This is a genomic window from Pseudomonas sp. JC1203 (genome assembly GCF_056175065.1).
Map to the genome: position 1 here is coordinate 93,156 of NZ_JBWCAM010000013.1, position 20,182 is coordinate 113,337.

The 20,182-nt window shown below is 63.1% G+C and carries 21 protein-coding genes and 1 pseudogene; 10 read left to right on the plus strand and 12 right to left on the minus strand.

Going from position 1 to position 20,182, the window contains the following annotated elements:
• Positions 1 to 82: 82 nt before the first annotated feature.
• Entirely contained in the window at positions 83 to 988 is a 906-nt protein-coding gene (locus AC0SZ7_RS19665; protein ID WP_475505952.1) for a LysR family transcriptional regulator, read from the minus strand.
• A 106-nt stretch (positions 989 to 1,094) separates the two neighbouring features.
• Here AC0SZ7_RS19665 and AC0SZ7_RS19670 point away from each other — a divergent pair, with 106 nt between their 5' ends.
• Positions 1,095 to 1,535 (plus strand): NUDIX hydrolase, encoded by a 441-nt coding sequence (locus AC0SZ7_RS19670; protein ID WP_475505953.1) that lies wholly within the window; start codon positions 1,095 to 1,097, stop codon positions 1,533 to 1,535.
• A gap of 43 nt (positions 1,536 to 1,578) precedes the next feature.
• Here the strand turns inward: AC0SZ7_RS19670 and AC0SZ7_RS19675 are convergent, their stop codons facing one another.
• Positions 1,579 to 2,415 (minus strand): CmcJ/NvfI family oxidoreductase, encoded by an 837-nt coding sequence (locus AC0SZ7_RS19675; RefSeq protein WP_475505954.1) that lies wholly within the window; start codon positions 2,413 to 2,415, stop codon positions 1,579 to 1,581.
• 283 nt (positions 2,416 to 2,698) lie between these two features.
• Positions 2,699 to 2,827 (minus strand): annotated as a pseudogene (locus AC0SZ7_RS19680) (site-specific integrase); the annotation flags it as partial.
• A gap of 101 nt (positions 2,828 to 2,928) precedes the next feature.
• Here AC0SZ7_RS19680 and dusA point away from each other — a divergent pair.
• Together dusA and tal are read left to right on the plus strand one after the other, a co-directional pair.
• Entirely contained in the window at positions 2,929 to 3,939 is a 1,011-nt protein-coding gene (gene dusA / locus AC0SZ7_RS19685) for a tRNA dihydrouridine(20/20a) synthase DusA (protein WP_475505955.1), read from the plus strand.
• A gap of 195 nt (positions 3,940 to 4,134) precedes the next feature.
• The gene (gene tal / locus AC0SZ7_RS19690) at positions 4,135 to 5,061 is read left to right on the plus strand and encodes a transaldolase (protein ID WP_475505956.1); all 927 of its coding nucleotides are present in this window, start codon (positions 4,135 to 4,137) and stop codon (positions 5,059 to 5,061) included.
• Between the two features lie 66 nt (positions 5,062 to 5,127).
• Here the strand turns inward: tal and rssC are convergent, their stop codons facing one another.
• Both rssC and rssB read right to left on the minus strand, forming a co-directional pair.
• Positions 5,128 to 5,610 carry an anti-sigma factor antagonist RssC gene (rssC, locus tag AC0SZ7_RS19695; RefSeq protein ID WP_475505957.1) on the minus strand — a complete coding sequence of 161 codons (483 nt, stop codon included), beginning with the start codon at positions 5,608 to 5,610 and terminating at the stop codon, positions 5,128 to 5,130.
• Positions 5,607 to 6,791 carry a two-component system response regulator RssB gene (gene rssB / locus AC0SZ7_RS19700; RefSeq protein ID WP_475505958.1) on the minus strand — a complete coding sequence of 395 codons (1,185 nt, stop codon included), beginning with the start codon at positions 6,789 to 6,791 and terminating at the stop codon, positions 5,607 to 5,609. The genes rssC and rssB overlap by 4 nt, the downstream gene beginning before the upstream one ends.
• A 270-nt stretch (positions 6,792 to 7,061) precedes the next feature.
• On the opposite strand from rssB, the gene AC0SZ7_RS19705 reads away from it, so the two are divergent.
• The gene (locus tag AC0SZ7_RS19705; protein WP_475505959.1) at positions 7,062 to 7,361 is read left to right on the plus strand and encodes a PilZ domain-containing protein; all 300 of its coding nucleotides are present in this window, start codon (positions 7,062 to 7,064) and stop codon (positions 7,359 to 7,361) included.
• Between the two features lie 57 nt (positions 7,362 to 7,418).
• Here the strand turns inward: AC0SZ7_RS19705 and AC0SZ7_RS19710 are convergent, their stop codons facing one another.
• Positions 7,419 to 8,120 (minus strand): MlaA family lipoprotein, encoded by a 702-nt coding sequence (locus AC0SZ7_RS19710; protein ID WP_475505960.1) that lies wholly within the window; start codon positions 8,118 to 8,120, stop codon positions 7,419 to 7,421.
• A gap of 191 nt (positions 8,121 to 8,311) precedes the next feature.
• Between AC0SZ7_RS19710 and AC0SZ7_RS19715 the strand changes: the two genes are divergently transcribed.
• Both AC0SZ7_RS19715 and AC0SZ7_RS19720 read left to right on the plus strand, forming a co-directional pair.
• On the plus strand, positions 8,312 to 8,899 hold the full coding sequence (locus AC0SZ7_RS19715; protein ID WP_475505961.1) for a phosphonoacetaldehyde phosphonohydrolase-related protein: 588 nt from the start codon (positions 8,312 to 8,314) through the stop codon (positions 8,897 to 8,899).
• A gap of 122 nt (positions 8,900 to 9,021) precedes the next feature.
• Positions 9,022 to 9,285: a DUF4404 family protein gene (locus tag AC0SZ7_RS19720; RefSeq protein WP_475505962.1), complete on the plus strand. Its 264-nt coding sequence runs from the start codon at positions 9,022 to 9,024 to the stop codon at positions 9,283 to 9,285.
• A gap of 127 nt (positions 9,286 to 9,412) precedes the next feature.
• Here the strand turns inward: AC0SZ7_RS19720 and queF are convergent, their stop codons facing one another.
• From queF to AC0SZ7_RS19740, 4 genes are all read right to left on the minus strand, one after another.
• Complete coding sequence (gene queF, locus AC0SZ7_RS19725; protein WP_475505963.1) at positions 9,413 to 10,243, minus strand: NADPH-dependent 7-cyano-7-deazaguanine reductase QueF; 831 nt, start codon at positions 10,241 to 10,243, stop codon at positions 9,413 to 9,415.
• A gap of 129 nt (positions 10,244 to 10,372) precedes the next feature.
• Positions 10,373 to 11,617, minus strand: coding sequence for a lipoprotein-releasing ABC transporter permease subunit (locus tag AC0SZ7_RS19730; protein ID WP_475505964.1), 1,245 nt, complete (start codon positions 11,615 to 11,617; stop codon positions 10,373 to 10,375).
• 60 nt (positions 11,618 to 11,677) lie between these two features.
• The gene (lolD, locus tag AC0SZ7_RS19735; protein WP_416423443.1) at positions 11,678 to 12,361 is read right to left on the minus strand and encodes a lipoprotein-releasing ABC transporter ATP-binding protein LolD; all 684 of its coding nucleotides are present in this window, start codon (positions 12,359 to 12,361) and stop codon (positions 11,678 to 11,680) included.
• A gap of 7 nt (positions 12,362 to 12,368) precedes the next feature.
• Positions 12,369 to 13,616 carry a lipoprotein-releasing ABC transporter permease subunit gene (locus AC0SZ7_RS19740; RefSeq protein WP_475505965.1) on the minus strand — a complete coding sequence of 416 codons (1,248 nt, stop codon included), beginning with the start codon at positions 13,614 to 13,616 and terminating at the stop codon, positions 12,369 to 12,371.
• A gap of 94 nt (positions 13,617 to 13,710) precedes the next feature.
• On the opposite strand from AC0SZ7_RS19740, the gene AC0SZ7_RS19745 reads away from it, so the two are divergent.
• Positions 13,711 to 14,298, plus strand: coding sequence for a PilZ domain-containing protein (locus AC0SZ7_RS19745; RefSeq protein WP_475505966.1), 588 nt, complete (start codon positions 13,711 to 13,713; stop codon positions 14,296 to 14,298).
• A 44-nt stretch (positions 14,299 to 14,342) separates the two neighbouring features.
• Positions 14,343 to 15,065: a glycerophosphodiester phosphodiesterase gene (locus AC0SZ7_RS19750; RefSeq protein ID WP_475505967.1), complete on the plus strand. Its 723-nt coding sequence runs from the start codon at positions 14,343 to 14,345 to the stop codon at positions 15,063 to 15,065.
• A gap of 42 nt (positions 15,066 to 15,107) precedes the next feature.
• On the opposite strand, the gene sthA is transcribed toward AC0SZ7_RS19750, so the two are convergent.
• Positions 15,108 to 16,502, minus strand: coding sequence for a Si-specific NAD(P)(+) transhydrogenase (gene sthA, locus AC0SZ7_RS19755; protein WP_475505968.1), 1,395 nt, complete (start codon positions 16,500 to 16,502; stop codon positions 15,108 to 15,110).
• Positions 16,503 to 16,655: 153 nt separating this feature from the next.
• A complete protein-coding gene (locus AC0SZ7_RS19760; protein ID WP_475505969.1) occupies positions 16,656 to 17,678 on the minus strand; it encodes an FAD:protein FMN transferase in 1,023 nt (340 codons plus the stop codon).
• Positions 17,679 to 17,732: 54 nt separating this feature from the next.
• Here AC0SZ7_RS19760 and AC0SZ7_RS19765 point away from each other — a divergent pair, with 54 nt between their 5' ends.
• Both AC0SZ7_RS19765 and tcuC read left to right on the plus strand, forming a co-directional pair.
• Positions 17,733 to 18,296, plus strand: coding sequence for a chalcone isomerase family protein (locus AC0SZ7_RS19765; RefSeq protein WP_475505970.1), 564 nt, complete (start codon positions 17,733 to 17,735; stop codon positions 18,294 to 18,296).
• Between the two features lie 158 nt (positions 18,297 to 18,454).
• Positions 18,455 to 19,744 (plus strand): tricarballylate/proton symporter TcuC, encoded by a 1,290-nt coding sequence (tcuC, locus tag AC0SZ7_RS19770; protein WP_475505971.1) that lies wholly within the window; start codon positions 18,455 to 18,457, stop codon positions 19,742 to 19,744.
• Positions 19,745 to 20,182: the final 438 nt, after the last annotated feature.

The window sequence follows — 20,182 nt, forward strand, 5'->3', positions numbered from 1 at the left end:
CAGGATCTCTGGCTTGTTATTGTTCGCTGCCGAAAGTATCCCTGCCGGTATCCTTAATTTCTATTAGCGTATTTTCAAGAAATCATTCTTCGCAGGAATGATTTATCTGCAGGATTTCAATGAAGCGCCGCGTGGCCGGCGACAGGTAGCCGTCAGCGCGGTGCAGCACGCCGAAGCGCCGGGCCATGGTGGTCAACGGGTTGGGAATTTCCACCAGGCCGCCGCCGTGGCGGCTGTCGGCCAGGTTGCGGCGCGAGAGGAAACTCAGCAGCCCGGTCTCGGTGATCAGGTTGGGCACCGCGGCGATGGAGCTGGTGGCAATGGCCACCCGCGGCGCCGGCAGCCCTTGGGCCTGGAATGCCTGGTCCAGCCACTGCCGCGTGGCCACCGACGGCGCCGACAGAATCCAGCGGTACTCGCACAGCGCCGCCAGCGGCACCTGGCGCCCGGCCAGCGGGTGGTGGGCGCTGGCGGCCACCACCACTTCGTCGCTGGCGATGGCCAACTCCACCAGGTCATCGTTGCGGGTGCCCAAGGGCCCCACTACAAGGTCCAGCAGACCCTTGCGCAACGAGTCGTGGAGCACGTCGTTCATGCCAATTTGCAAATCCAGCACCACCGCCGGCGCCTCGGCCTGCAACAGGCGGCAGGCGCGCGGCATCAGGTACTCGGCGGTGGTGGCTGCCGCGCCGACGCGGATAGTGCCGGCCAGGCCCTTGCCCAGCGACGAGGTCTGCCGGTGGGTTTCATCGAGCATGCGCTCGATCAGCAGCGAGCGGTCACGCAGCAATTGGCCGGCATCGGTGAGGCGGATGCCGCGGCCGATGCGTTCGAACAGCTCGGCGTCGTAGGCGCTTTCCAGGCGGTCGATGCACTTGGACAGCGCCGACTGGGAAATATGCAGCGCCTCGGACGCCCGCCCCAGGTGGCCCAGTTCGGCGACCTTGATGAAGTACACCAGGTCGCGAATCTGCAGGTTGATGCTCATCGAGGCGGCGCTCCCGGCAATCCTTGTGGGTGAGTGCGGGAGGATACCTTATGCACCGCCCGCTCGGCCCTGTAGAGTGGCGCCAAGCCCCTGCCGAGGATTCGCCATGCCGCCCCACCCGCCCTTTTCCGGCGCCAAGATTGCCCTGCTGTGCGACGGCCAGATACTCACCTACCAGCGCGACGACAAGCCTGGCATCCCCTGGCCGGGCCTGTGGGATTTGCCCGGGGGTGGCCGTGAAGACGAAGAGACGCCTGTGCAATGCGCCGCCCGCGAAACATGGGAAGAGTTCGGGCTGAACCTGGACGAGCGCTGGGTCGTCTGGACCCGGGTCTACCCCGGCCAGGGCATGCACGGGTTGGACACCTGGTTCTTCGTCGCCCAGGTGCCGGCGGGCACGTTCGAGCAGGTGGTGTTCGGCGATGAAGGCCAGCGCTGGGAAGTGTCCAGCGTGGAAGCGTTCCTGGCCCGCGCCGACGGCATCGACCGCCTGCAGGCGCGGTTGCGCGAGTACCTCGTGGCCGCTGCCGCCAGGCCGTCTCCTTGATACCACCGTGCCAGGGACGCAGCCTGGCGGCCGCTGCTACGGGTTATTCGTCGAAAAACACCAACGCGCGCAATTCAATACTGCGCCGAGGCGGCGCGTCAGCAGGCGTGGTGGGGTCATCAAAGGCGGTATGCGCCCCTGCCCTCGCCACGCCGTCGGCGCGTGAATCGTAGATCTTCAACAGCAGTGCCTCCTGCGGCCGCAGGTGCGGGTAGTAATACCAGCGATGCGCCGGGTTCGGCCGCACGGAAAACGTCTCGCCGACCTTGTCCGGGTACACCAGGTCACTGGCCAGAAAATCCGCCGCATCGATGCTGCCCGCGTCGCACAGCGCCAGCGGCGTGGTCCACACCGGCTCGCCGATAGGCCGCCACAGGTTGATGATCGCGAAACGCTTGCGCAAACGCTGCTCGGCTTCGGCCGCCGGCAGGTGGTCATGCACCCGGCGCAGGGCGGCGCGCTCGGTCTGGTCGTTGTGCACGTAGCGCACCGGCTCGCGCAGCCCGGCCACCTCGCGTCCCGGCTCGTCGATGCGAATGGTGTGGTCGAAGATCAACGTCTTCACCGCGCCCGTGTGCTCGCGAATCAGCGCATCCGCCTCGGCGTAATACGCCTCCACCACCTGCAATTCATCCTCCAGGTTGGCCACCGCGCTGGCATGGTCCACCCGCTCGAAACCCTGCACGTCCAGGGTAGCCGGCACCGCCAGCAGTCGCGCGTTGTGAATCTCCACCCGGGTGGGCTGCAACGTCCCGCGCCGACGTGGCAGGCCATCCGGCGGGTCGAAGGTGTAATTGACCGGGCGAATACCGTTATCCAGCAAATAGTTCAGTTCACCGATCACGAATGGCGGGGCGAGGTGCTGTTGAAAGTTACCCATGGGAGTTACTCCTTCGGTGCATCGCCAGCCGGCTTGGAAGGGCTGCGGCCGCTGACGGCGATGGCTGGGGCATGGGGTGGCTCCGTAGGGGAGACAGGGTTTTACTGTACGCACCTGAAGGGGGTGAGGATTAGAATTTCGGATGCTAACGATATGTTGGCTTGCGACCCAGAAATCAGCCGCGACCTTGGACCCTCTCTTGATTAGCCAACGCACCTAAACCGGTATATCCAAGGGGCTCGCGCGGCCAGCAGAAATCGGCGTTTCAAAATTGAGTACAGGGTTGCGCCACCTGTTTTCGGGCGAAGGTCTGGCTCTCTTGGTAAACTTGCACCCCATCACGGGCTAGACGGATCTGTGCGGTGTAACTGGCCGTACCGTCGGCCCTCATACGCTTTCTAATCGTAGCCATGGCAACTGGTACACGTCTGATTTCAACTGGTACATCGTACCAGTGACCTTGAAAAAACGTCCGAAATCACCGGAAAACTGGTACAAAACACGTAGAGTAAAATGATTCAAAATGTAGCTGCACCCCACGTAAACAAAGGCGCCGAGCCTTCCCGGCGGTTTTCTGTTGCGCCCATGATGGACTGGACAGATCGTCACTGCCGCTTCTTCCTGCGCCTGCTCTCCGCCAACGCCCTGCTCTACACCGAGATGGTCACCACTGGCGCCCTGCTCAACGGCGACGCCGCGCGGTTCCTGCGGCACGACGACACCGAGCACCCGTTGGCTCTGCAACTGGGGGGCAGCACGCCGGCAGACCTGGCGGCGTGCGCGCGCATGGCGCAGGAGGCCGGGTATGACGAGGTGAACCTGAACGTGGGTTGCCCAAGCGACCGCGTGCAGAACAACATGATCGGCGCCTGCCTGATGGGGCACCCGGCGCTGGTGGCCGATTGCGTGAAGGCGATGCGCGATGCGGTGTCGATTCCGGTGACGGTGAAGCACCGCATCGGTATCAATGGCCGTGACAGTTATGCCGAGCTGTGCGATTTCGTCGGCCAAGTGCGTGAGGCCGGGTGCCGCAGTTTTACCGTGCATGCGCGCATCGCGATTCTGGAGGGCCTGTCGCCCAAGGAGAACCGTGATATTCCACCGCTGCGCTATGACGTGGCAGCGCAGTTGAAGGCTGATTTCGCTGACCTGGAAATTGTGCTGAACGGCGGTATCAAGACCATGGCCGAGTGCCAGGCGCACCTGGGCACATTTGACGGGGTGATGCTGGGCCGCGAGGCATACCACAACCCATACCTGCTGGCGACGGTGGACCAGGAGCTGTTCGGCAGCACCGCGCCGGTGATTACCCGTGCCGAGGCCCTGGCGAAGATGCGCCCGTACATTGCCCGGCATATTGAGGAAGGTGGCGCGATGCACCACGTGACCCGGCATATCCTGGGGCTGGGCCAGGGCTTCCCGGGGGCGCGCAAGTTCCGCCAGTTGTTGTCGGTGGATATTCACAAGACCAAGGATTCGCTGGGGTTGCTGGACCAGGCGGGTATGTTGCTCGAAGGTCGCTGATGCCCTGTAGCAGCGGCCGCCAGGCCGCGTCATGGACGTTGCGCACGTGACGCAGCCTTCGGCAGCTGCTACGGGGAACCGTTGCGGCCATTTGGGGCTCTAAACGGCAGACTTCTTCCACCCGACGGCCGCAGCGCTTGAGCGCTTGGCGGCGGTCGGGTAATGTCACTCAATCGCACAGGACAGAGCACGCTCATGACTTCCAAGCTGGAACAACTCAAGCAATTTACCACTGTGGTTGCCGACACCGGCGACATCGATGCGATCAGCCGCCTCAAGCCAGTCGACGCCACCACCAACCCGTCGCTGCTGCTCAAGGCCGCGTCGATGCCGGGCTACGCCGACCTGCTGAACGATGCGGTGCGTGACGTGAAGGGCGATATCGGCCTGGCCTGCGACCGTTTTGCGGTGTCGGTGGGTAGCGGTATCCTCAAGGTGATCCCTGGCCGCATTTCCACTGAAGTGGATGCGCGCCTGTCGTTCGACGAGCCGGCCCTGCTGGGCAAGGCCCACCAGCTGATCGACCTGTACGACAAGGCCGGCGTTGGCCGCGACCGCGTGCTGATCAAACTGGCGTCCACCTGGGAAGGCATTCGCGCCGCCGAGAAGCTGGAAAAGGAAGGCATCCAGACCAACCTGACCCTGCTGTTCTCCTTCGCCCAGGCCGCCGCCTGCGCCGACGCCGGGGTGTTCCTGATCTCGCCGTTCGTGGGCCGCATCTACGACTGGTACAAGAAGTCCACCGGCCAGGAATACACCGGTGCCGAAGACCCGGGCGTACAGTCGGTTACCCGCATCTACAACTATTACAAGGCCAACGGCTACGATACCGTGGTCATGGGCGCCAGCTTCCGCAACATCAGCCAGATCGAAGAACTGGCCGGTTGCGACCGCCTGACCATCAGCCCCGAGCTGCTGCAGAAGCTCTCGGATGACACCGGCACCCTGGCGCACAAGCTCAAGCCAGGCAATGGCGGCGAAGCCAAGCACCCGCTGACCGAAGCGCAATTCCGCTGGGAGTCCAACGAGGACGCCATGGCCACCGAGAAGCTGGCCGAAGGCATTCGCCAGTTCGCCCGTGACCAGGAAAAACTGGAAGCGCTGCTGAAAGCCAAGATCTGATCGCGGCGCAGCAACGAAAAAAGGGCGGCTCCCATGGGAGCCGCCCTTTTTTGTACCCGGCGGGTATCAGCTGCGTTCGAGCGCGCTGACCAGGTCGTGGAAGGCTTCGCGGTTGGAGTCATTCAGGCCCATGAGGATCTTGTGCGCTTCCAGCACCTTGGTGCGCACGATGTCTTCCGACTGGTCCTGGGACGGCAGGTCGGTAAGGCACTCGGGGCACGGAATAGGCCGGCCAACGATGTTGAACACCTGGTCGAAGCCCATGGATTGCAGCAGGCGCGTGATGTCATCGTGGGTGGTGACCACGGTGGGCAACAGGCCGACTTTTTGCCGTGACAGGATCGACAGCTTGGCCAACAGGCCCAGCGTGGTGCTGTCGATGCTGCGCGTCTCGGTGAGATCGATGACGATCGCCGAGAAGTTCAGGGCAGTGAAAATCTTTTCAATAGTCGCATCCAGCGCCGAACACAGGGTCAGGCGCACTTCACCAACAAATTTCAGCACGAAAGTGCCATTTTGTTCAGCGAACTGGATTCTACCAGTACTCATTCTAGGTTCCTGCTAAGCACCATCAGGGCGATATCATCCGGCATCTCCCCAAGCGTGGCCAATCCAAACTTCTGCCGCAGGCCATCCAGGCCGCCGCCGACTTCCTTGACGATTTCCGGCAAGGCAGCCTCTTTATCTTTGAGTGTTTCGCCGGGCAAAAGGTCCAGAATGCCATCAGAGAACAAGGTCAGGCTGAAGCTCTCCGGTAATTCCAGCACGTGGTCAGTGTAGGTGGCTTCGTTGAACAGCCCCACCGGCAAACCCCGCCCTTCCAGGTAACGCACCTGGCCCTGGCTGAAGAACACCGGCAGCGGCAGGTGCCCGCCAATGCTGTAGGTCAGCAGCCCCGTGTCTTCGTCGATCACCCCGCCCACCATGGTCACATGCTTGCCCAGCTTGCAGTTGATCAGGCCGCGGTTGATATGGCCCAGCACTTCCGACGGCTTGAACTCCGGCAGGGTGCCATTGCGCTTGAATTCGAACATCAGGCGCGTGGTCATGAATTTCAACAGCACGGTCACGAAGGCCGAGGAGGCACCATGCCCGGAAACGTCAGCCAGATAGAATGCCACTCTACGCTCATCAACGCGAAAACAGTCGACGAAATCACCTGAAAGGTACAAAGAGGGGATTATCTGGTGCTCGAACTTGAAACCGTCGACCACCCAGGGGCTCTCGGGCAGCATGTTCATCTGCACCTGGCGCCCGGCGTTCTGGTCCTCCTGCAACAGGTGCAGGCTGGCTTCGAGTTCACGGTTGGCGGTTTCGAGCTTTTCGCGATAACGCTGGTTTTCCTGCAGCAGCCAGGCACGGTCGAGCGCCCGGCGAACCGAGTGTTCGAGCACCGCCAGGTCTTCGAGTGGCTTGATCAGGTAGTCGGACGCACCCAGGCGCAACGCCTCGACGGCGTCGTTCATGACCCCCGCACCGGACAGCACGATGACCGGCATGTCCGGCGCGCGCTCGGTGACCTGGCGGATAAGCTCAAGGCCGCCAACCTGCGGCATGCGCAAGTCACAGATCACGAGATCGGGCTTTTCCTGCTCGAATACCTGAAGTCCCTGCAGGCCGTTGCAAGCCTGCAGGACGCTGAAACCACTGTCTTCCAGGTAGGCGGCGAGACTCGCGCGCACTACGTCGTCATCATCGATTATCAGCAGCGTGGCACTGGTTTTCTGCATGTGGGCAAACGGCGCCAGAAATTGGTTGGCGTAAGGTACTCGGCCGGGCCTGAGCTCGCTTACTGGATTCACTTCTAGCCTCTCTTGACAGCCGTTGCAAGGCCAAGTGCCTGCGACGGTGATTCAGAGGTGCCCTCTAAGGCGCAGACGGTACTCCCATCCGCCGGGTGTTTCAAGCGTGTGCCGATGGTCGCTTGACGTCTTTACAGCGCAAATCACCGGGGGTTATAAAAACCTATCCGCAAGCAACCTAATGGAAGGATGCAGCCCATGACCCAACCCGACCGCGACTTCGCCGAAAAACGCGATTTCATCCGCATGACGGTCAACGCCAAGGTGTTTCTCATCGTCGACGGCCAGCGCGTGCTGGGCGTGTGCCGCGACCTTTCCAGCACCGGCATGCAGATAGAGGCGCGCAGTGCGCTGCAGGTGGGCGCGGTGGTGGGCGTGCACCTGCCCTCCGAGCACGCGGCGCTGCGCGACCTGGACGCCCAGGCAGAGGTGGTGCGGGCCGAAGAGCTGGGCGCCGGGCTGCAGACCCTGGGCCTGACCATCTTGCAGATGAGCTGACCGCGCCCGGATGAAAAAAGGCGACCCGAGGGTCGCCTTTTTTCGTGCACCGGCGAATCAGAAGTCGTCGACGACGTGACCGTCCTTGACCTTGAATTCGCGCATTTGCAAGTAGGCATTGCGGATGAAGATGTACTTGTCGCCGTTGATCATCTTCTCGGCCTGCAGCAACTGGGCGCGAGTGTCGACGATGCCGGCGGCGAACAGGCTGTTGCGCAGCGACATGTCATCCATGTAGCGGTACGGCTGGGTGAAGCTGTCCGGGTACTTGGCAATGCCGTCACGCACGGTGCTCGGGCCCAGCAGCGGTATCATCACGTACGGGCCGCTTGGCACGCCCCACTTGCCCAGGGTGATGCCGAAGTCCTGGTCGTTGCGCTGCAGGCCCATGCGGGTGCCCACGTCGACGAAGCCGGCAACGCCCAGGGTGGTGTTGAGCAGCAGGCGCGCAGTATCGACGCCCGCGGCGTGCGGGTTGGCCTGCAGCACATCGTTGGCGAAGTTGCCGACGTCACCGATGTTGTTGAAGAAGTTGTGCACGCCGTCCTGCATGAACTGCGGGGTGACCCACTGATAGCCCTGGGCGATCGGTTTGAGCGCGTAGGTGTCGAGGGTATCGTTGAAGCGGAAGATGACCCGGTTAACCCCTTCCCATGGGTCTTCCTCGGCGGCCTGGGCCATTACTGGCGCCATGACAACGCCTGCGATCAGGCAGGCCTTGGCCAGACGATCGATCACACCCGTACCGATCAAGCGCATAGACGTTACTCCTTGGATTCGATTCGGCAGCCCGAAGGGCACCGTGCAAAGTGGCTCAGTATAAAGCTTCTGCGCCTGAATCGGCAGTTTAGTCGCATAGCCGTTACTGACAGACCAGGGCGGTCACCAGGGGTTCATCCAACTGTAACGCAAGGTCCGTAGCCTTTGGCGGTCCATACAGGGAAGCCGACATGCCCGACACCGCACCCTGCGTCCCCACCTTCACCGCGCTGCTGTTCGGCCTCAGCGGTTGCCTGGTGGATTTCGGCGCACGCACCGAACCTGACGCCGGCCCCACCCCGGGCGCCCTGCAAGCCTTGAAATTATTGCGCCACCAGGGCGTGCCCTGCGCCTGGCTGGACGAACTGGACGACACCCTCGCCCTGCCCCTGGCCGCGCCACTGCCGCGCTGGGTGAAGGCCATCGGCGTACCCGACGGCAACCCATGGCCAGCCCCCGACGCCTGCTGGCAGGCACTGATGCAGCTGAACGTCTCGCGGCTGGACGGCTGCGTGCTGGTCAGCGGCAACCCGCGCCTGCTGCAATCGGGCCTCAACGCCGGGCTGTGGACCGTGGGCCTGGCCTCGTGCGGGCCACTGTGCGGGCTGTCGGCCGAACAATGGGAGGAACTGGAGCCGCGCGAGCGCGACCTGCTGCGCGGCAAGGCCACGCTGAAGCTGTTTGCCCTGGGGGTGCACTCGGTGATCGACCACCTGGAGGAGCTGGAGGCGTGCCTTGCCGACATCGCCCTGCGCCGCTACAAGGGTGAAAAACCCTGATACGAGTGCATTGATCAGGATCATGCAGGGAACGCGGCAGTGGATTAATCTAAAGGTCAGTCATGGACCTTTGGCAGCGCGCCGCGGTCAATGGCTGTGCCTATCATTGAAGGGAGATCGCCATGCCTGCCCGCGAACTGCAAGAGCAATTGAACACATTGCGCGAGCAATTGGAGCAGAACCCGCCGCTGTCGCAAGACGAGCGTGACCACCTGCAGCAGTTGATGGCGCAGATCGACGCCGAACTGAAACTTGAAGCCGCCACCAACAACCCCAACCTCGCCGACGGCGTGAACCTTGCCGTGGAGCGCTTCGAAGTGGAGCACCCGGGGCTGGCCGGAACGCTGCGCAACATTGTCCAGACCCTGGGTGGCATGGGTATCTGACCCGGGAAAATATTTCCTTCGTGGGAGCGGGCTCTGCCCGCGAATGAGACGCCGCGGTTTCACAGAGAATACGTGGCGCTCCTTTCGCGGGCAGAGCCCGCTCCCACAACCCATTTCCCCAGGCAGTCTACTGACGCACCAACCGCCCGTTCGCCAGGGTAACTGCCGAGGTGCTGCGGTACGGGTTGATGTCCAGCCCGCCGCGGCGCACGTAGCGCGCGTATACCGTCAGCTCCTGCGGGTTCAGCAGGCGCTGCAAGTCCATGAAAATCCGCTCCACGCACTGCTCGTGGAAGTCCGAATGCTGGCGGAAGCTCACCAGGTACGCCAGGAAGCTGGCGTGTTCCAGGGCCGGGCCGCGGTAGTGCACGGCCACGCTGCCCCAATCGGGCTGGCTGGTGACCGGGCAGTTGGATTTCAGCAAATGGCTGTGCAGGCTCTCTTCCACCACCCGCGACGGGTCGCAGCGCAGCAGCTCGGGCTGCGGGTGCTCGTAGCTGGAAATGCTGACGTCCAGGTCGTCGATGCACACACCCGGCAGGGCCACCACGCCTTCTGCCTCAACCTCGGCCAGGCGCCGCACGCGCACGCCCACCGGCTTGCCGGCAGCGGCGGACAGGTCCTGGACCAGGCAGGCTTCCAGCGCCTGGACGCTGTCGAACGGCGTCTGGTTCAGGGAGTTGAGGTACAGCTTGAACGACTTCGACTCGATGATGTTCGGCGAGTCGGCCGGAATGCTGAACTCACCGATGGCCACCACCGGCTTGCCCGACGGCTGCAGCCACGACAGCTCGAAGCAGTTCCAGAAGTCGACGCCCTGGTACGGCAGGGTGTCGGCGCTCAGGCCCAGTTCGGCCCATTTGGCCGCGCGGGGGATGGGGAACAACAGGGATGGCGTGTAGGTGGAGATGTATTCGCTGGACTTGCCCAACGGCGAATGTTCGGCTGCGGGATGCATGTTGGAAACCTGGACGTGAGTAAACCCGCCCAGTTTAACTTTTTGTAGCGGTTTTGTGGGAGCTGGCTTGCCAGCGAGTTTTTCAGGGCTTCAAAAAGCTCGCTGGCAAGCCAGCTCCCACAAGGGCTGTTACTCGTAGCGCAGCGCGTAGGCGGGTTCGATCTGCGCGGCGCGCCAGGCCGGGTACACGGTGGCCAGGAAGCTGAGGATCAGGCCCGCACTGCAGATCATGATCACGTCGCCCGCCTGCAGGTCCGATGGCAGATTGCTGATGAAGTACACGTCCGAGGTGAAGATGTGCTGGCCGGTGGTACGCTCCAGCCAGCCCACCACGGCGCTGACGTTGATGGCGGCGATAACCCCCAGCACGCCGCCGATCAGGGTGCCAACCACGCCGATCACCGTGCCCTGGACCATGAATATGCCCATGATCTGCCGCGGCGTGGCGCCAATGGTGCGCAGGATGGCGATGTCGGCGCCCTTGTCGTTCACCACCATGATCAGCGTGGCAATGATGTTGAAGGCAGCCACGGCGACGATCATCAGCAGCAACAGGCCGATCATGGTTTTTTCCATCTTCATGGCGCTGAACAGGCTGCCCTGGGTGTGGGTCCAGTCATCGGCCTTGAAGCCGTTGCCCAGGCCGGCGGCGATGGTCTTCGACACCTGCGGCGCCATGTACAGGTCTTTCAGCTTGAGGCGCACGCTTTGCACCTGGTTGGGCTGCCAGTGCTGGATTTGCGCGGCATCGGCCATGTGGATCAGGGCCATGGAGCCATCCAGCTCGGCGCCCACCTTGAACACGCCCACCACGTTCAGGCGCTGCAGGCGTGGGGTGATGCCACCCGGTTCGTCGCTGAGTTCCGGCACGATGAGGGTGATCTTGTCGCCCACGTTGAGGCCGAAACGGCGTGCGGTAATGTCGCCGATGACCACGCCGAACTCGCCAGGCTTCAGGTCCTGCAGCGCGCCCTTGGTGATGTGGTCGGCAACGATCGAGACCTTGCCTTCCTGCGCCGGGTCCACGCCGCTGACCTGGATCGGCTGCATGTAGCCCTTGTACGAGAGCATGCCGTCCATGTCGGTGAACGGCACCGCGGCCAGCACTTCGGGGTTCTTCAGCGCGGCGGCGGCCACCGGCTGCCAGTCGTCCAGCGGCTTGGCGCCGAGGATGGTGGCGTGCGGCACCATGCCGAGGATGCGCGAACTCATTTCCTTCTGGAAACCGTTCATCACCGACAGCACCACGATCATCGCCAGCACGCCAAGGGCCAGGCCAATCATCGAGGTCATGGAAATGAACGAGATGAAATGGTTGCGGCGCTTGGCCCGGGTATAGCGCGCGCCGACGAAGATGGATAAGGGTCTGAACATACGTCAAGGCACCTGGAAAAAGGGTTGGAGCAACGCCCGGGCGAACCCGGGCGCAAGGGCTTAGATCGGGACCAGACGGCCCTCTTCCAGGCGCAATACACGGTCCATCTGCCGGGCCAGGTTGAGGTCGTGGGTCACCACCAGGAAGGCGGTGCGCAACGACACGCTCAACTCCAGCATCAGGTCCTGGATACCCTGGGCGGTGTGCTGGTCGAGGTTACCGGTGGGCTCGTCGAGCATCACCAGCCCGGGTTTGTTCACCAGCGCACGGGCGATGGCCACGCGCTGGCGCTCGCCGCCCGACAGCTCGGCCGGCTTGTGCGACAGCCGGTGGCCCAGGCCCACGCGCTCGAGCAGCGCGGTAGCACGCTGTTTGGCTTCCGGAATAGGCGTCTTGCCAATCAGCAGCGGCATGCACACGTTCTCCAGTGCGGTGAACTCGGGCAGCAGGTGGTGGAACTGGTAGACAAAGCCCAACGCGCGGTTGCGCAGCAGGCCGCGGGCCTTCTCGTTCAGCGCCGACAATTGCTCGCCGGCCAGCCAGACGCTGCCGGTGCTGGGGGTATCTAGGCCGCCCAGCATGTTCAACAGGGTACTCTTGCCCGAGCCCGACTGGCCAACGATAGCCACGCGCTCGCCGGCAAACAGCTCCAGCTGCAGGTTCGACAACACCACCACCGACTCCGGGCCTTCCTCGTAGGATTTGCCCAGGTTACGGCAACTCAGCACTGCTTTATCACTCATGCCCAACTCACTCATAACGTAGCGCCTCTGCCGGCTGGGTGCGCGCCGCACGCCAGGCCGGGTACAGGGTCGCGAGGAAACTCAGGACCAGTGCCGCACCGCAGACCATGAACACGTCATTGGCCATGAGTTGCGACGGCAGGTAATCGATGAAGTAGACGTCGGGGTTGAGGAACTTGTGCCCGATGACCTTTTCCAGCAGCGCGATGGCGCCGCTGACGTTCACGGCCGCGAGCATGCCCAGGCCCGCACCGATCAAGGTGCCGACGACGCCGATGACGGTGCCCTGCACCATGAAGATGCGCATGATCTGCCCGGGCGTGGAGCCCAGGGTGCGCAGGATGGCGATGTCACCGCGCTTGTCGTTCACCACCATCACCAGGGTGGAAATGATGTTGAACGCCGCCACCGCGACGATCAGCAACAGCAGCAGGCCGATCATGGATTTTTCCATGCCAATGGCCTGGTACAGGTTGCCGTGGGTACGGGTCCAGTCACGCGCGTAGTACTCGTCGCCCAGGCTCTGGGCAATTTCCCATGAGACCCGCGGCGCCTGGAACAGGTCGGCGAACTTCAGCCGCACGCCCTGCACCTGCCCCGGCTGCCAGCGATGCAGGCGCGCCAGGTCGTCGAGGTTGGTCAGGCCCAGGTAGCCGTCGATCTCGCCGGCGCCCACGTGGAAGGTGCCGGTGACGGTGAAGCGCTTCATGCGCGGGAACATGCCGGCCGGGGTGATGCTGACTTCCGGGGTGACGAAGGTGACCTTGTCGCCCACCGTGACGCCCAGCTTGTTCGCCGCGTTGTCGCCCAGCATGATGCCGAACTCGCCGGATTTCAGGTCGTCCAGGCTGCCCTGCTTGATGAACTGGTCAAGGATGGTGACCTTGCGCTCCTCGGCTGGGTCGACGCCGTTGAGCAGCATCTTCTGGACCTTGCCGTTATTGGTCATCAGCCCTTGCATCTGGGTGTAGGGGGCTACCTCCAGAACCGCAGGATTCTGCTTTACTTTAGCGGCAAGGGCCTGCCAGTCATTGATGGGCTTGTTGGACTCGATGGTAGCGTGGGGCACCATGCCAAGCACGCGGGTGCGCATCTCATGATCGAAGCCGTTCATCACCGAGAGCACCACGATCATCACGATCACGCCAAGGGCGAGTCCGATCATCGAGGTCAGGGAAATGAATGACACAAAATGATTGCGACGCTTGGCGCGGGTGTAACGCGCGCCGATGAACACGAAGAGAGGTCTGAACATGTCGGGGCTTGTTCGAATGAAAGAGGAACGTCCTTGTGGCGGGGCTTGACGAGCAGCTTTACACTCAGACCACCGCCGCTACCATGGGTTCGCCATGTCGACATTAGATGAAGAAGATCGCCGCGAATACTACCGTATCGACGATAGGATCGCACTGGAAATTCAACCGCTTTCGGCTGCCGATGCCGCAGGCACGGACTTGTTGCAAGATGCTTCACCGCTGTTCAACCTGCTCAGCGAATTGCACCTCAGCGAATTCGAGTCCCAGCACCTGCTGCGCCAACTCAGCGACAGCGACCGCACCCTGGGCAACTTCCTCAAGGCCCAGAACAAGCGCATCGACCTGCTGAGCCAGGTGGTGGCGCAGACCATCCTGGGGCACATCGGCGAGCCGCAGCCGGTGGTGCTGTCCGAAGGTGGCGTGGAATTCCGCCAGGCCCAGGCCATTGCCCCGGGCACCCGCGTGTCGGTGAAAATGGCGCTGATGCCCCAGGCCCTGGGCTTGCTGCTGCGGGCCAAGGTTACCCATTGCGATGCCAAGCCCGACGGCCAGTTCGAGGTCGGCACCGAGTTCGATGACATCAGTGACGCCCAGCGCCAACTGCTGGCCCGTTACATCCTGCAAAAACAGGCCGCCGAACGGCGCCGCGAACGTGAACAAAACGATCCCTCGGGTGCCTGAGTTTCAGCCCTCCTCCGACTTCTGCATTTTTTGAAGGAACAGACGTGACCCTTATTTATGGCCACCGCGGCGCCAAAGGCGAAGCACCGGAAAACACCCTCACCAGTTTCCAGGAATGCCTCAAGCACGGCGTGCGCCGTTGCGAACTGGACCTGCACCTGTCGCGCGACGGCCAGTTGATGGTCATCCACGACACCACCCTGAAACGCACCACCGACCGCCGCGGCAAGGTGGTGGAACACGACGCCGCCGACCTGGTCACCTACGACGCGCGCAGGGGCGGCCCGGGCTGGGTGCAGCCCTGCCCTATCCCGCGCCTGGAAGACCTGTTCAAGGCCTGTGATTTCGAGCACTGGCAGCTGGAAGTGAAGAGTGCCTCGCGCACCCGCGCCGCCACCACGGTGCTGGCAATTCGCGAACTGGCTCAGGAATACGGGCTGCTGGACAAGGTGACCATCACCTCAAGCTCCCGCGAAGTGCTGCGCGCCGCCGCCGAACTGACCCCGGACCTGGCGCGCGGCCTGGTGGCCGAATACGCCTGGCTCGACCCGCTGAAGGTCGCCCAGAACTATGGTTGCAATCTGTTGGCGCTGAACTGGACCCACTGCACCCCCGAGCGCCTGATCAAGGCCCAGCGCCAGGGGTTGCATGTGTCGGTGTGGACGGTCAACGAGCCGGCGCTGATGCGCAGGCTCGCCGACTTCGGCGTTGACAGCCTGATTACAGACTTTCCCGGTTTGGCCACTGCCACGCTCGGGAATCGCTGAAATCGGTATCCCCGGCCGGCTCAGGCCACCGGCCGGAGCCGCTCAAAAAAGCCGGTTCAGGCCGTCGTAGGCCGCTACCCGATAGGCTTCGGCCATGGTCGGGTAGTTGAAGGTGGTGTTGACGAAATACTTCAGGGTATTGAGCTCGCCCGGCTGGTTCATGATGGCCTGGCCAATGTGCACGATTTCCGAAGCCTGGTCACCGAAGCAGTGCACGCCGAGGATTTCCAGGGTTTCGCGGTGGAACAGGATCTTCAGCATACCCACCGGCTCGCCGGAGATCTGCGCGCGGGCCATGCCGCGGAAGAACGCCTTGCCCACCTCGTATGGCACCTTGGCCTGGGTCAGCTCGGCCTCGGTCTTGCCGATGGAGCTGATCTCGGGAATGGTGTAGATGCCGGTCGGCACGTCGTTCACGTAGCGCCAGCTGCCATTGTCCACCAGGCTGCCCGCGGCCGAACGGCCCTGGTCATAGGCGGCACTGGCCAGGCTTGGCCAGCCGATCACGTCGCCCGCGCCATAAATGGTCGGCACGCTGGTGCGGTAGGCTTCGTCGACCGTGATCTGGCCACGGCCATTGACCTTGATGCCGATGTTTTCCAGGCCCAGCTTGTCGGTGTTGCCGGTACGGCCGTTGCACCACAGCAAGGCGTCGGCCTTGATTTTCTTGCCGGACTTCAAGTGCAGCACCACGCCATTTTCCAGGCCTTCGACGCGGTCGTATTCCTCGTTATGGCGAACCATGACGTTGTTGTTGCTGAAGTGGTAACTCAGGCCCTGGGAGATTTCCGAATCCAGGAAGCTCAGCAACTGCTCGCGGTTGTCCACCAGTTCCACCAGCACGCCCAGGCCACTGAAGATCGACGCGTATTCGCAGCCGATGACCCCGGCGCCGTAGATGATCAGCTTGCGCGGGGTGTGGGTGAGGCTGAGGATGGTGTCGCTGTCGTAGATACGCGAGTGGTGGAAATCGATGTCGGCCGGGCGGTATGGACGCGAGCCGGTGGCGATGATGATCTGCTTGGCCACCAGTTTTTCCTGGGCGCCGTTGGCACAGATCACTTCGATGGTCTGCTCGTCGGAGAAGCTGCCGGTGCCGAAGAACACGTCGACACGGTTACGCGAGTAATAGGTGGTGCGCGAGGCCACTTGCTTGGCGATCACCTGTTCGGCACTTTTCAGCACGTCGGGGAACGAGAACCAGCGCGGCTCGCCAATGGCCCGGAACATGGGGTTGGTGTTGAACTGGATGATCTGCTTGACCGAGTGACGCAAGGCCTTGGACGGGATGGTGCCCAGGTGGGTGCAGTTGCCGCCGACCTGGCGGCGGCTGTCGACCATCGCCACCTTGCGCCCCGCCTTGGCGGCGTTCATTGCCGCGCCTTCACCCGCGGGCCCGGAACCCAGCACCACTACATCATAGTTGTAGACAGCCATGCGTACTCCTTCAGAACAGGCCGAGGCACCACTCTGGTACCTCCGGCTCAACATGCCGCCAGTGCGGCATCGAAAACTCGGGGATGCAGTCTATAGAAGCGTAAACGCCGCGAACATTAACCCTTGGTCGCGTCAAAGGCTATCACCTGCGCGTCAATGATCAACTTTTCCTGCTGCAGCCATTCGTTCGAATGCAGGCGTCGGCCGGCTGGACAACAGCTGACCCTCGCGCCGCACGAACAACGCGGCGATGTCATGGCCCAGGGCGTAATTCCAGCCCTGCTCGGGCCCCAGGATCATCAACAGCGTCGACAGGCCATCGGCCGACAACGCCGAAGGATGAATGACGGTCACCGACGCCAGGTCGTGGGTGACGGGCGCGCCGGTGCGCGCATCCAGCAGGTGGGAATAGCGCCGCTCTTCGTGCACGAAGTAATGCCGGTGTTCGGCCGAGGTAGACACGCCATAGCCATCCACCCCCAGGGTCTGGCTGGCCTGCTGGTTTTCCACCCCGGGCGTGGGCACGCTGACTTGCCAGGCGCTGCCGTCGGGCTTGCGCCCCGCCGCTTTCAGCTCGCCGGTAGCCTCGGCCAGGTAGCTGCCGATGCCCAGCGCCTGCAGGCGCGCGCCGATGCGCTCCACCGCATAGCCGGCAGCCACGCTGTTGAGGTCCACCTGCACCGCCGCGTCCTTGCACAGCTGGTTGCCGCTGATACTCAAATGGCGGTAACCCACGCGCTGGCGGGTCAGGGCCAGCACGGCCGGGCGCGGCACCTGCTGCAGGTGGCTTTGCGGGCCGAAGCCCCAGAGGTTCATCAGCGGCCCCACGGTCTGGTCGTAGGCACCGTCGCTGGCACTGGACAGTGACTGCCCGTACTGCACCAGCTCCAGCACCGCCGGCGGCATTACCCGGCAACTGTCGGCGGGCAGCGCATTGAAGCGCACCAGCTCCGAGTCGTCGCGGTACAGCGACAGCTGCTGGTCGAGCTCGCCGAGCACGCGTTCCACCTCGGCCTGTACCTGGCGCGGCCGTGGCGTGTGCGCCGTAGGCACATACTGAATGTTGTAACGGCTGCCCATGGTGGGCCCACTGAAGGACTCCACCGGGTCGCCACCGCTGCAACCCGCCAGCGTGGCCAGCAGGTTGAGCAGAAGAAAAGGACGGGCAAGGCGCATGGGCAGGCGAATTTTGACTTAACCTTGAGGCAGACATTCGAGGAAGACGCCATTATGCGCCACAAGCCGCTGTTGCTTCTGCTCTTCTTCTGCGCCCTGGCCTGGGGCAACAGCGCCGACCGCCTCACCGAGGCCAATTTCGCCACGCAGTGGGGCCAGGCGCCGACATTGCAGCGCAAAAGCCAGGCATTGCTCAATTACCTATTCGTCGATGTCTACGCCGCCGCCTTCTACAGCGAGGCCGACGTCAGCCCGCAACAGGCGGTGGACGGCCTGCGCGACCAGCGCCTGGAGCTGTTCTACTTCCACAACATCGACCGCGCCGACGTGATCAAGGCTGCCACCCGCACCCTGCTGCGCCAGGCCAACCCCGGCCAGCTGCGCGCAGCCCAGCCGGAAATAAACCGCCTGCACCAAAGCTTCACCGACATCCATGCCGGTGACCGATATGCCCTTACCTATGAAGGCGTATCCGGGCTGACCCTGGAGCGTAACGGCCAGGTGATTTTTGCCAGCAAAGACAAGGACTTGGCACGCCTATACCTGAACATCTGGCTGGCCCCCAGGGGCCTTTCTGACAATTTGCGCGAGGCACTTTTGCAGCCTCGGGCGTCTTGAGTGATCGGCTGAAACGTTACACCTCCCAAGCAGAATCCCCGCCAGGACCTACACTTATACATCTTGTTACAAATTATTTTCCGCCGACCGGCCAAAATCCGGCAAAAGCCTGTGCTTGACGGCCGCAACAACCTCCACACAGCAGTGAGTGCATCCCCATGGCCTCGACTACCGGTAAGGGCAAGGCGATATTTCGCGTTGTCAGCGGCAACTTCCTCGAAATGTTCGACTTCATGGTGTATGGCTTCTACGCCACTGCCATCGCCAAGACCTTCTTCCCTTCCGACAACGCCTTCGCCTCGCTGATGCTGTCGTTGGCGACCTTCGGCGCCGGCTTCCTGATGCGCCCCCTGGGGGCAATTTTCCTTGGCGCCTACATCGACCGCCATGGCCGCCGCCAAGGGTTGATCGTGACCCTGGCGATGATGGCCATGGGCACCGTACTGATCGCCTGCGTGCCCGGCTACGCCACCCTCGGCGTGGCGGCGCCTTTGCTGGTGCTGCTGGGCCGCCTGCTGCAGGGCTTCTCGGCGGGCGTGGAGCTGGGCGGCGTGTCGGTGTACCTGGCGGAAATAGCCACGCCCGGCCGCAAGGGCTTCTTCGTCAGCTGGCAGTCAGCCAGCCAACAGGCCGCCGTGGTGTTCGCCGGGCTGTTGGGCGTGGGCCTGAACCATTGGCTGAGCCCCGAACAGATGGGCGACTGGGGCTGGCGCGTGCCTTTCCTGATCGGCTGCATGATCGTGCCGGCCATCTTCATGATCCGCCGCTCACTGGAAGAAACCCCGGAATTCCAGGCGCGCAAGCACCGCCCCAGCCTCAGGGAGATCGTGCGTTCCATCGGCCAGAACTTCGGCCTGGTACTGGCCGGCATGGCGCTGGTGGTAATGACCACGGTGTCGTTCTACCTGATCACCGCCTACACCCCCACCTTCGGCAAGGCCGAACTGCACCTGTCCGACTTCGACGCGCTGCTGGTGACGGTGCTGATCGGCCTGTCGAACTTCTTCTGGCTACCGGTGATGGGTGCGGTGTCCGACCGCATCGGCCGCAAGCCGCTGCTGCTGGCGGCGACCATACTGGCGATTCTCACGGCCTACCCCACCCTCAACTGGATGGTGCAGGCGCCCAGCTTTGAGCGGTTGCTGACGGTGGAGCTGTGGTTGTCGTTCCTGTACGGCAGCTACAACGGCGCCATGGTGGTGGCGCTGACCGAGATCATGCCGGTGGAGGTGCGGACCACCGGGTTTTCGCTGGCCTACAGCCTGGCCACCGCCACGTTCGGCGGGTTTACCCCGGCAGCCTGCACCTACCTGATCCATGTGCTGGACAACAAGGCGGCACCGGGGATCTGGTTGAGTGGTGCCGCGGTTTTGGGGTTGGTGGCGACGTTGGTGTTGTTTCATGGGAATAGGCATGCGGTGCGGACGGCTGAGGCAGCGAGGGCATGACCTCTGCAGCAAATGCGGCCGGACAAACAAGGCGCCCCCGGGAGATGCCACTGGAATGGCACGCTGAAAACAAACAGTAGGACCGGGCCGTGCCCGGGAAGCGCCGCGCGGGCGGCGCACGGTTTCATGAGCGCCGAATAAGCATCGGCTGGCACTTCGCGGCCATGACGCGATATCAACCCGGGGACTTTTGAACCCAGTGCGATCGACCTACCGGAGGATCGCAAAGCCCTTGAATGCATGTCGTGAAATAGTGGTGAGGTCAATAAGCGCCAGCCGCTGTTCCCCCTGCGCCTACAAAATCGCGCGCCGCCCGCGCGGCGCTTCGCGGCCACAGGCCGCTCCTACCATCTGTTTTCAGCGTGCCATTCCAGTACCATCTCCCGGGACCGTTTTATTTGGCCGGCGTTGGATTGGTGTGGCCCTGCTGTGATTTCT

What these genes read in the sequence shown, in the direction of transcription:
- rssC (WP_475505957.1), bottom strand. Translation starts at nt 5,610, where the DNA reads ATGAGTACTGGTAGAATCCAGTTCGCTGAACAAAATGGCACTTTCGTG.
- tcuC (WP_475505971.1), top strand. Translation starts at nt 18,455, where the DNA reads ATGGCCTCGACTACCGGTAAGGGCAAGGCGATATTTCGCGTTGTCAGC.
- AC0SZ7_RS19715 (WP_475505961.1), top strand. Translation starts at nt 8,312, where the DNA reads ATGCCCGACACCGCACCCTGCGTCCCCACCTTCACCGCGCTGCTGTTC.
- AC0SZ7_RS19705 (WP_475505959.1), top strand. Translation starts at nt 7,062, where the DNA reads ATGACCCAACCCGACCGCGACTTCGCCGAAAAACGCGATTTCATCCGC.
- AC0SZ7_RS19765 (WP_475505970.1), top strand. Translation starts at nt 17,733, where the DNA reads ATGCGCCACAAGCCGCTGTTGCTTCTGCTCTTCTTCTGCGCCCTGGCC.
- sthA (WP_475505968.1), bottom strand. Translation starts at nt 16,502, where the DNA reads ATGGCTGTCTACAACTATGATGTAGTGGTGCTGGGTTCCGGGCCCGCG.
- AC0SZ7_RS19720 (WP_475505962.1), top strand. Translation starts at nt 9,022, where the DNA reads ATGCCTGCCCGCGAACTGCAAGAGCAATTGAACACATTGCGCGAGCAA.
- lolD (WP_416423443.1), bottom strand. Translation starts at nt 12,361, where the DNA reads ATGAGTGATAAAGCAGTGCTGAGTTGCCGTAACCTGGGCAAATCCTAC.
- AC0SZ7_RS19670 (WP_475505953.1), top strand. Translation starts at nt 1,095, where the DNA reads ATGCCGCCCCACCCGCCCTTTTCCGGCGCCAAGATTGCCCTGCTGTGC.
- queF (WP_475505963.1), bottom strand. Translation starts at nt 10,243, where the DNA reads ATGCATCCCGCAGCCGAACATTCGCCGTTGGGCAAGTCCAGCGAATAC.
- tal (WP_475505956.1), top strand. Translation starts at nt 4,135, where the DNA reads ATGACTTCCAAGCTGGAACAACTCAAGCAATTTACCACTGTGGTTGCC.
- AC0SZ7_RS19745 (WP_475505966.1), top strand. Translation starts at nt 13,711, where the DNA reads ATGTCGACATTAGATGAAGAAGATCGCCGCGAATACTACCGTATCGAC.
- AC0SZ7_RS19760 (WP_475505969.1), bottom strand. Translation starts at nt 17,678, where the DNA reads ATGCGCCTTGCCCGTCCTTTTCTTCTGCTCAACCTGCTGGCCACGCTG.
- AC0SZ7_RS19675 (WP_475505954.1), bottom strand. Translation starts at nt 2,415, where the DNA reads ATGGGTAACTTTCAACAGCACCTCGCCCCGCCATTCGTGATCGGTGAA.
- AC0SZ7_RS19710 (WP_475505960.1), bottom strand. Translation starts at nt 8,120, where the DNA reads ATGCGCTTGATCGGTACGGGTGTGATCGATCGTCTGGCCAAGGCCTGC.
- AC0SZ7_RS19730 (WP_475505964.1), bottom strand. Translation starts at nt 11,617, where the DNA reads ATGTTCAGACCCTTATCCATCTTCGTCGGCGCGCGCTATACCCGGGCC.
- AC0SZ7_RS19665 (WP_475505952.1), bottom strand. Translation starts at nt 988, where the DNA reads ATGAGCATCAACCTGCAGATTCGCGACCTGGTGTACTTCATCAAGGTC.
- rssB (WP_475505958.1), bottom strand. Translation starts at nt 6,791, where the DNA reads ATGCAGAAAACCAGTGCCACGCTGCTGATAATCGATGATGACGACGTA.
- dusA (WP_475505955.1), top strand. Translation starts at nt 2,929, where the DNA reads ATGATTCAAAATGTAGCTGCACCCCACGTAAACAAAGGCGCCGAGCCT.
- AC0SZ7_RS19740 (WP_475505965.1), bottom strand. Translation starts at nt 13,616, where the DNA reads ATGTTCAGACCTCTCTTCGTGTTCATCGGCGCGCGTTACACCCGCGCC.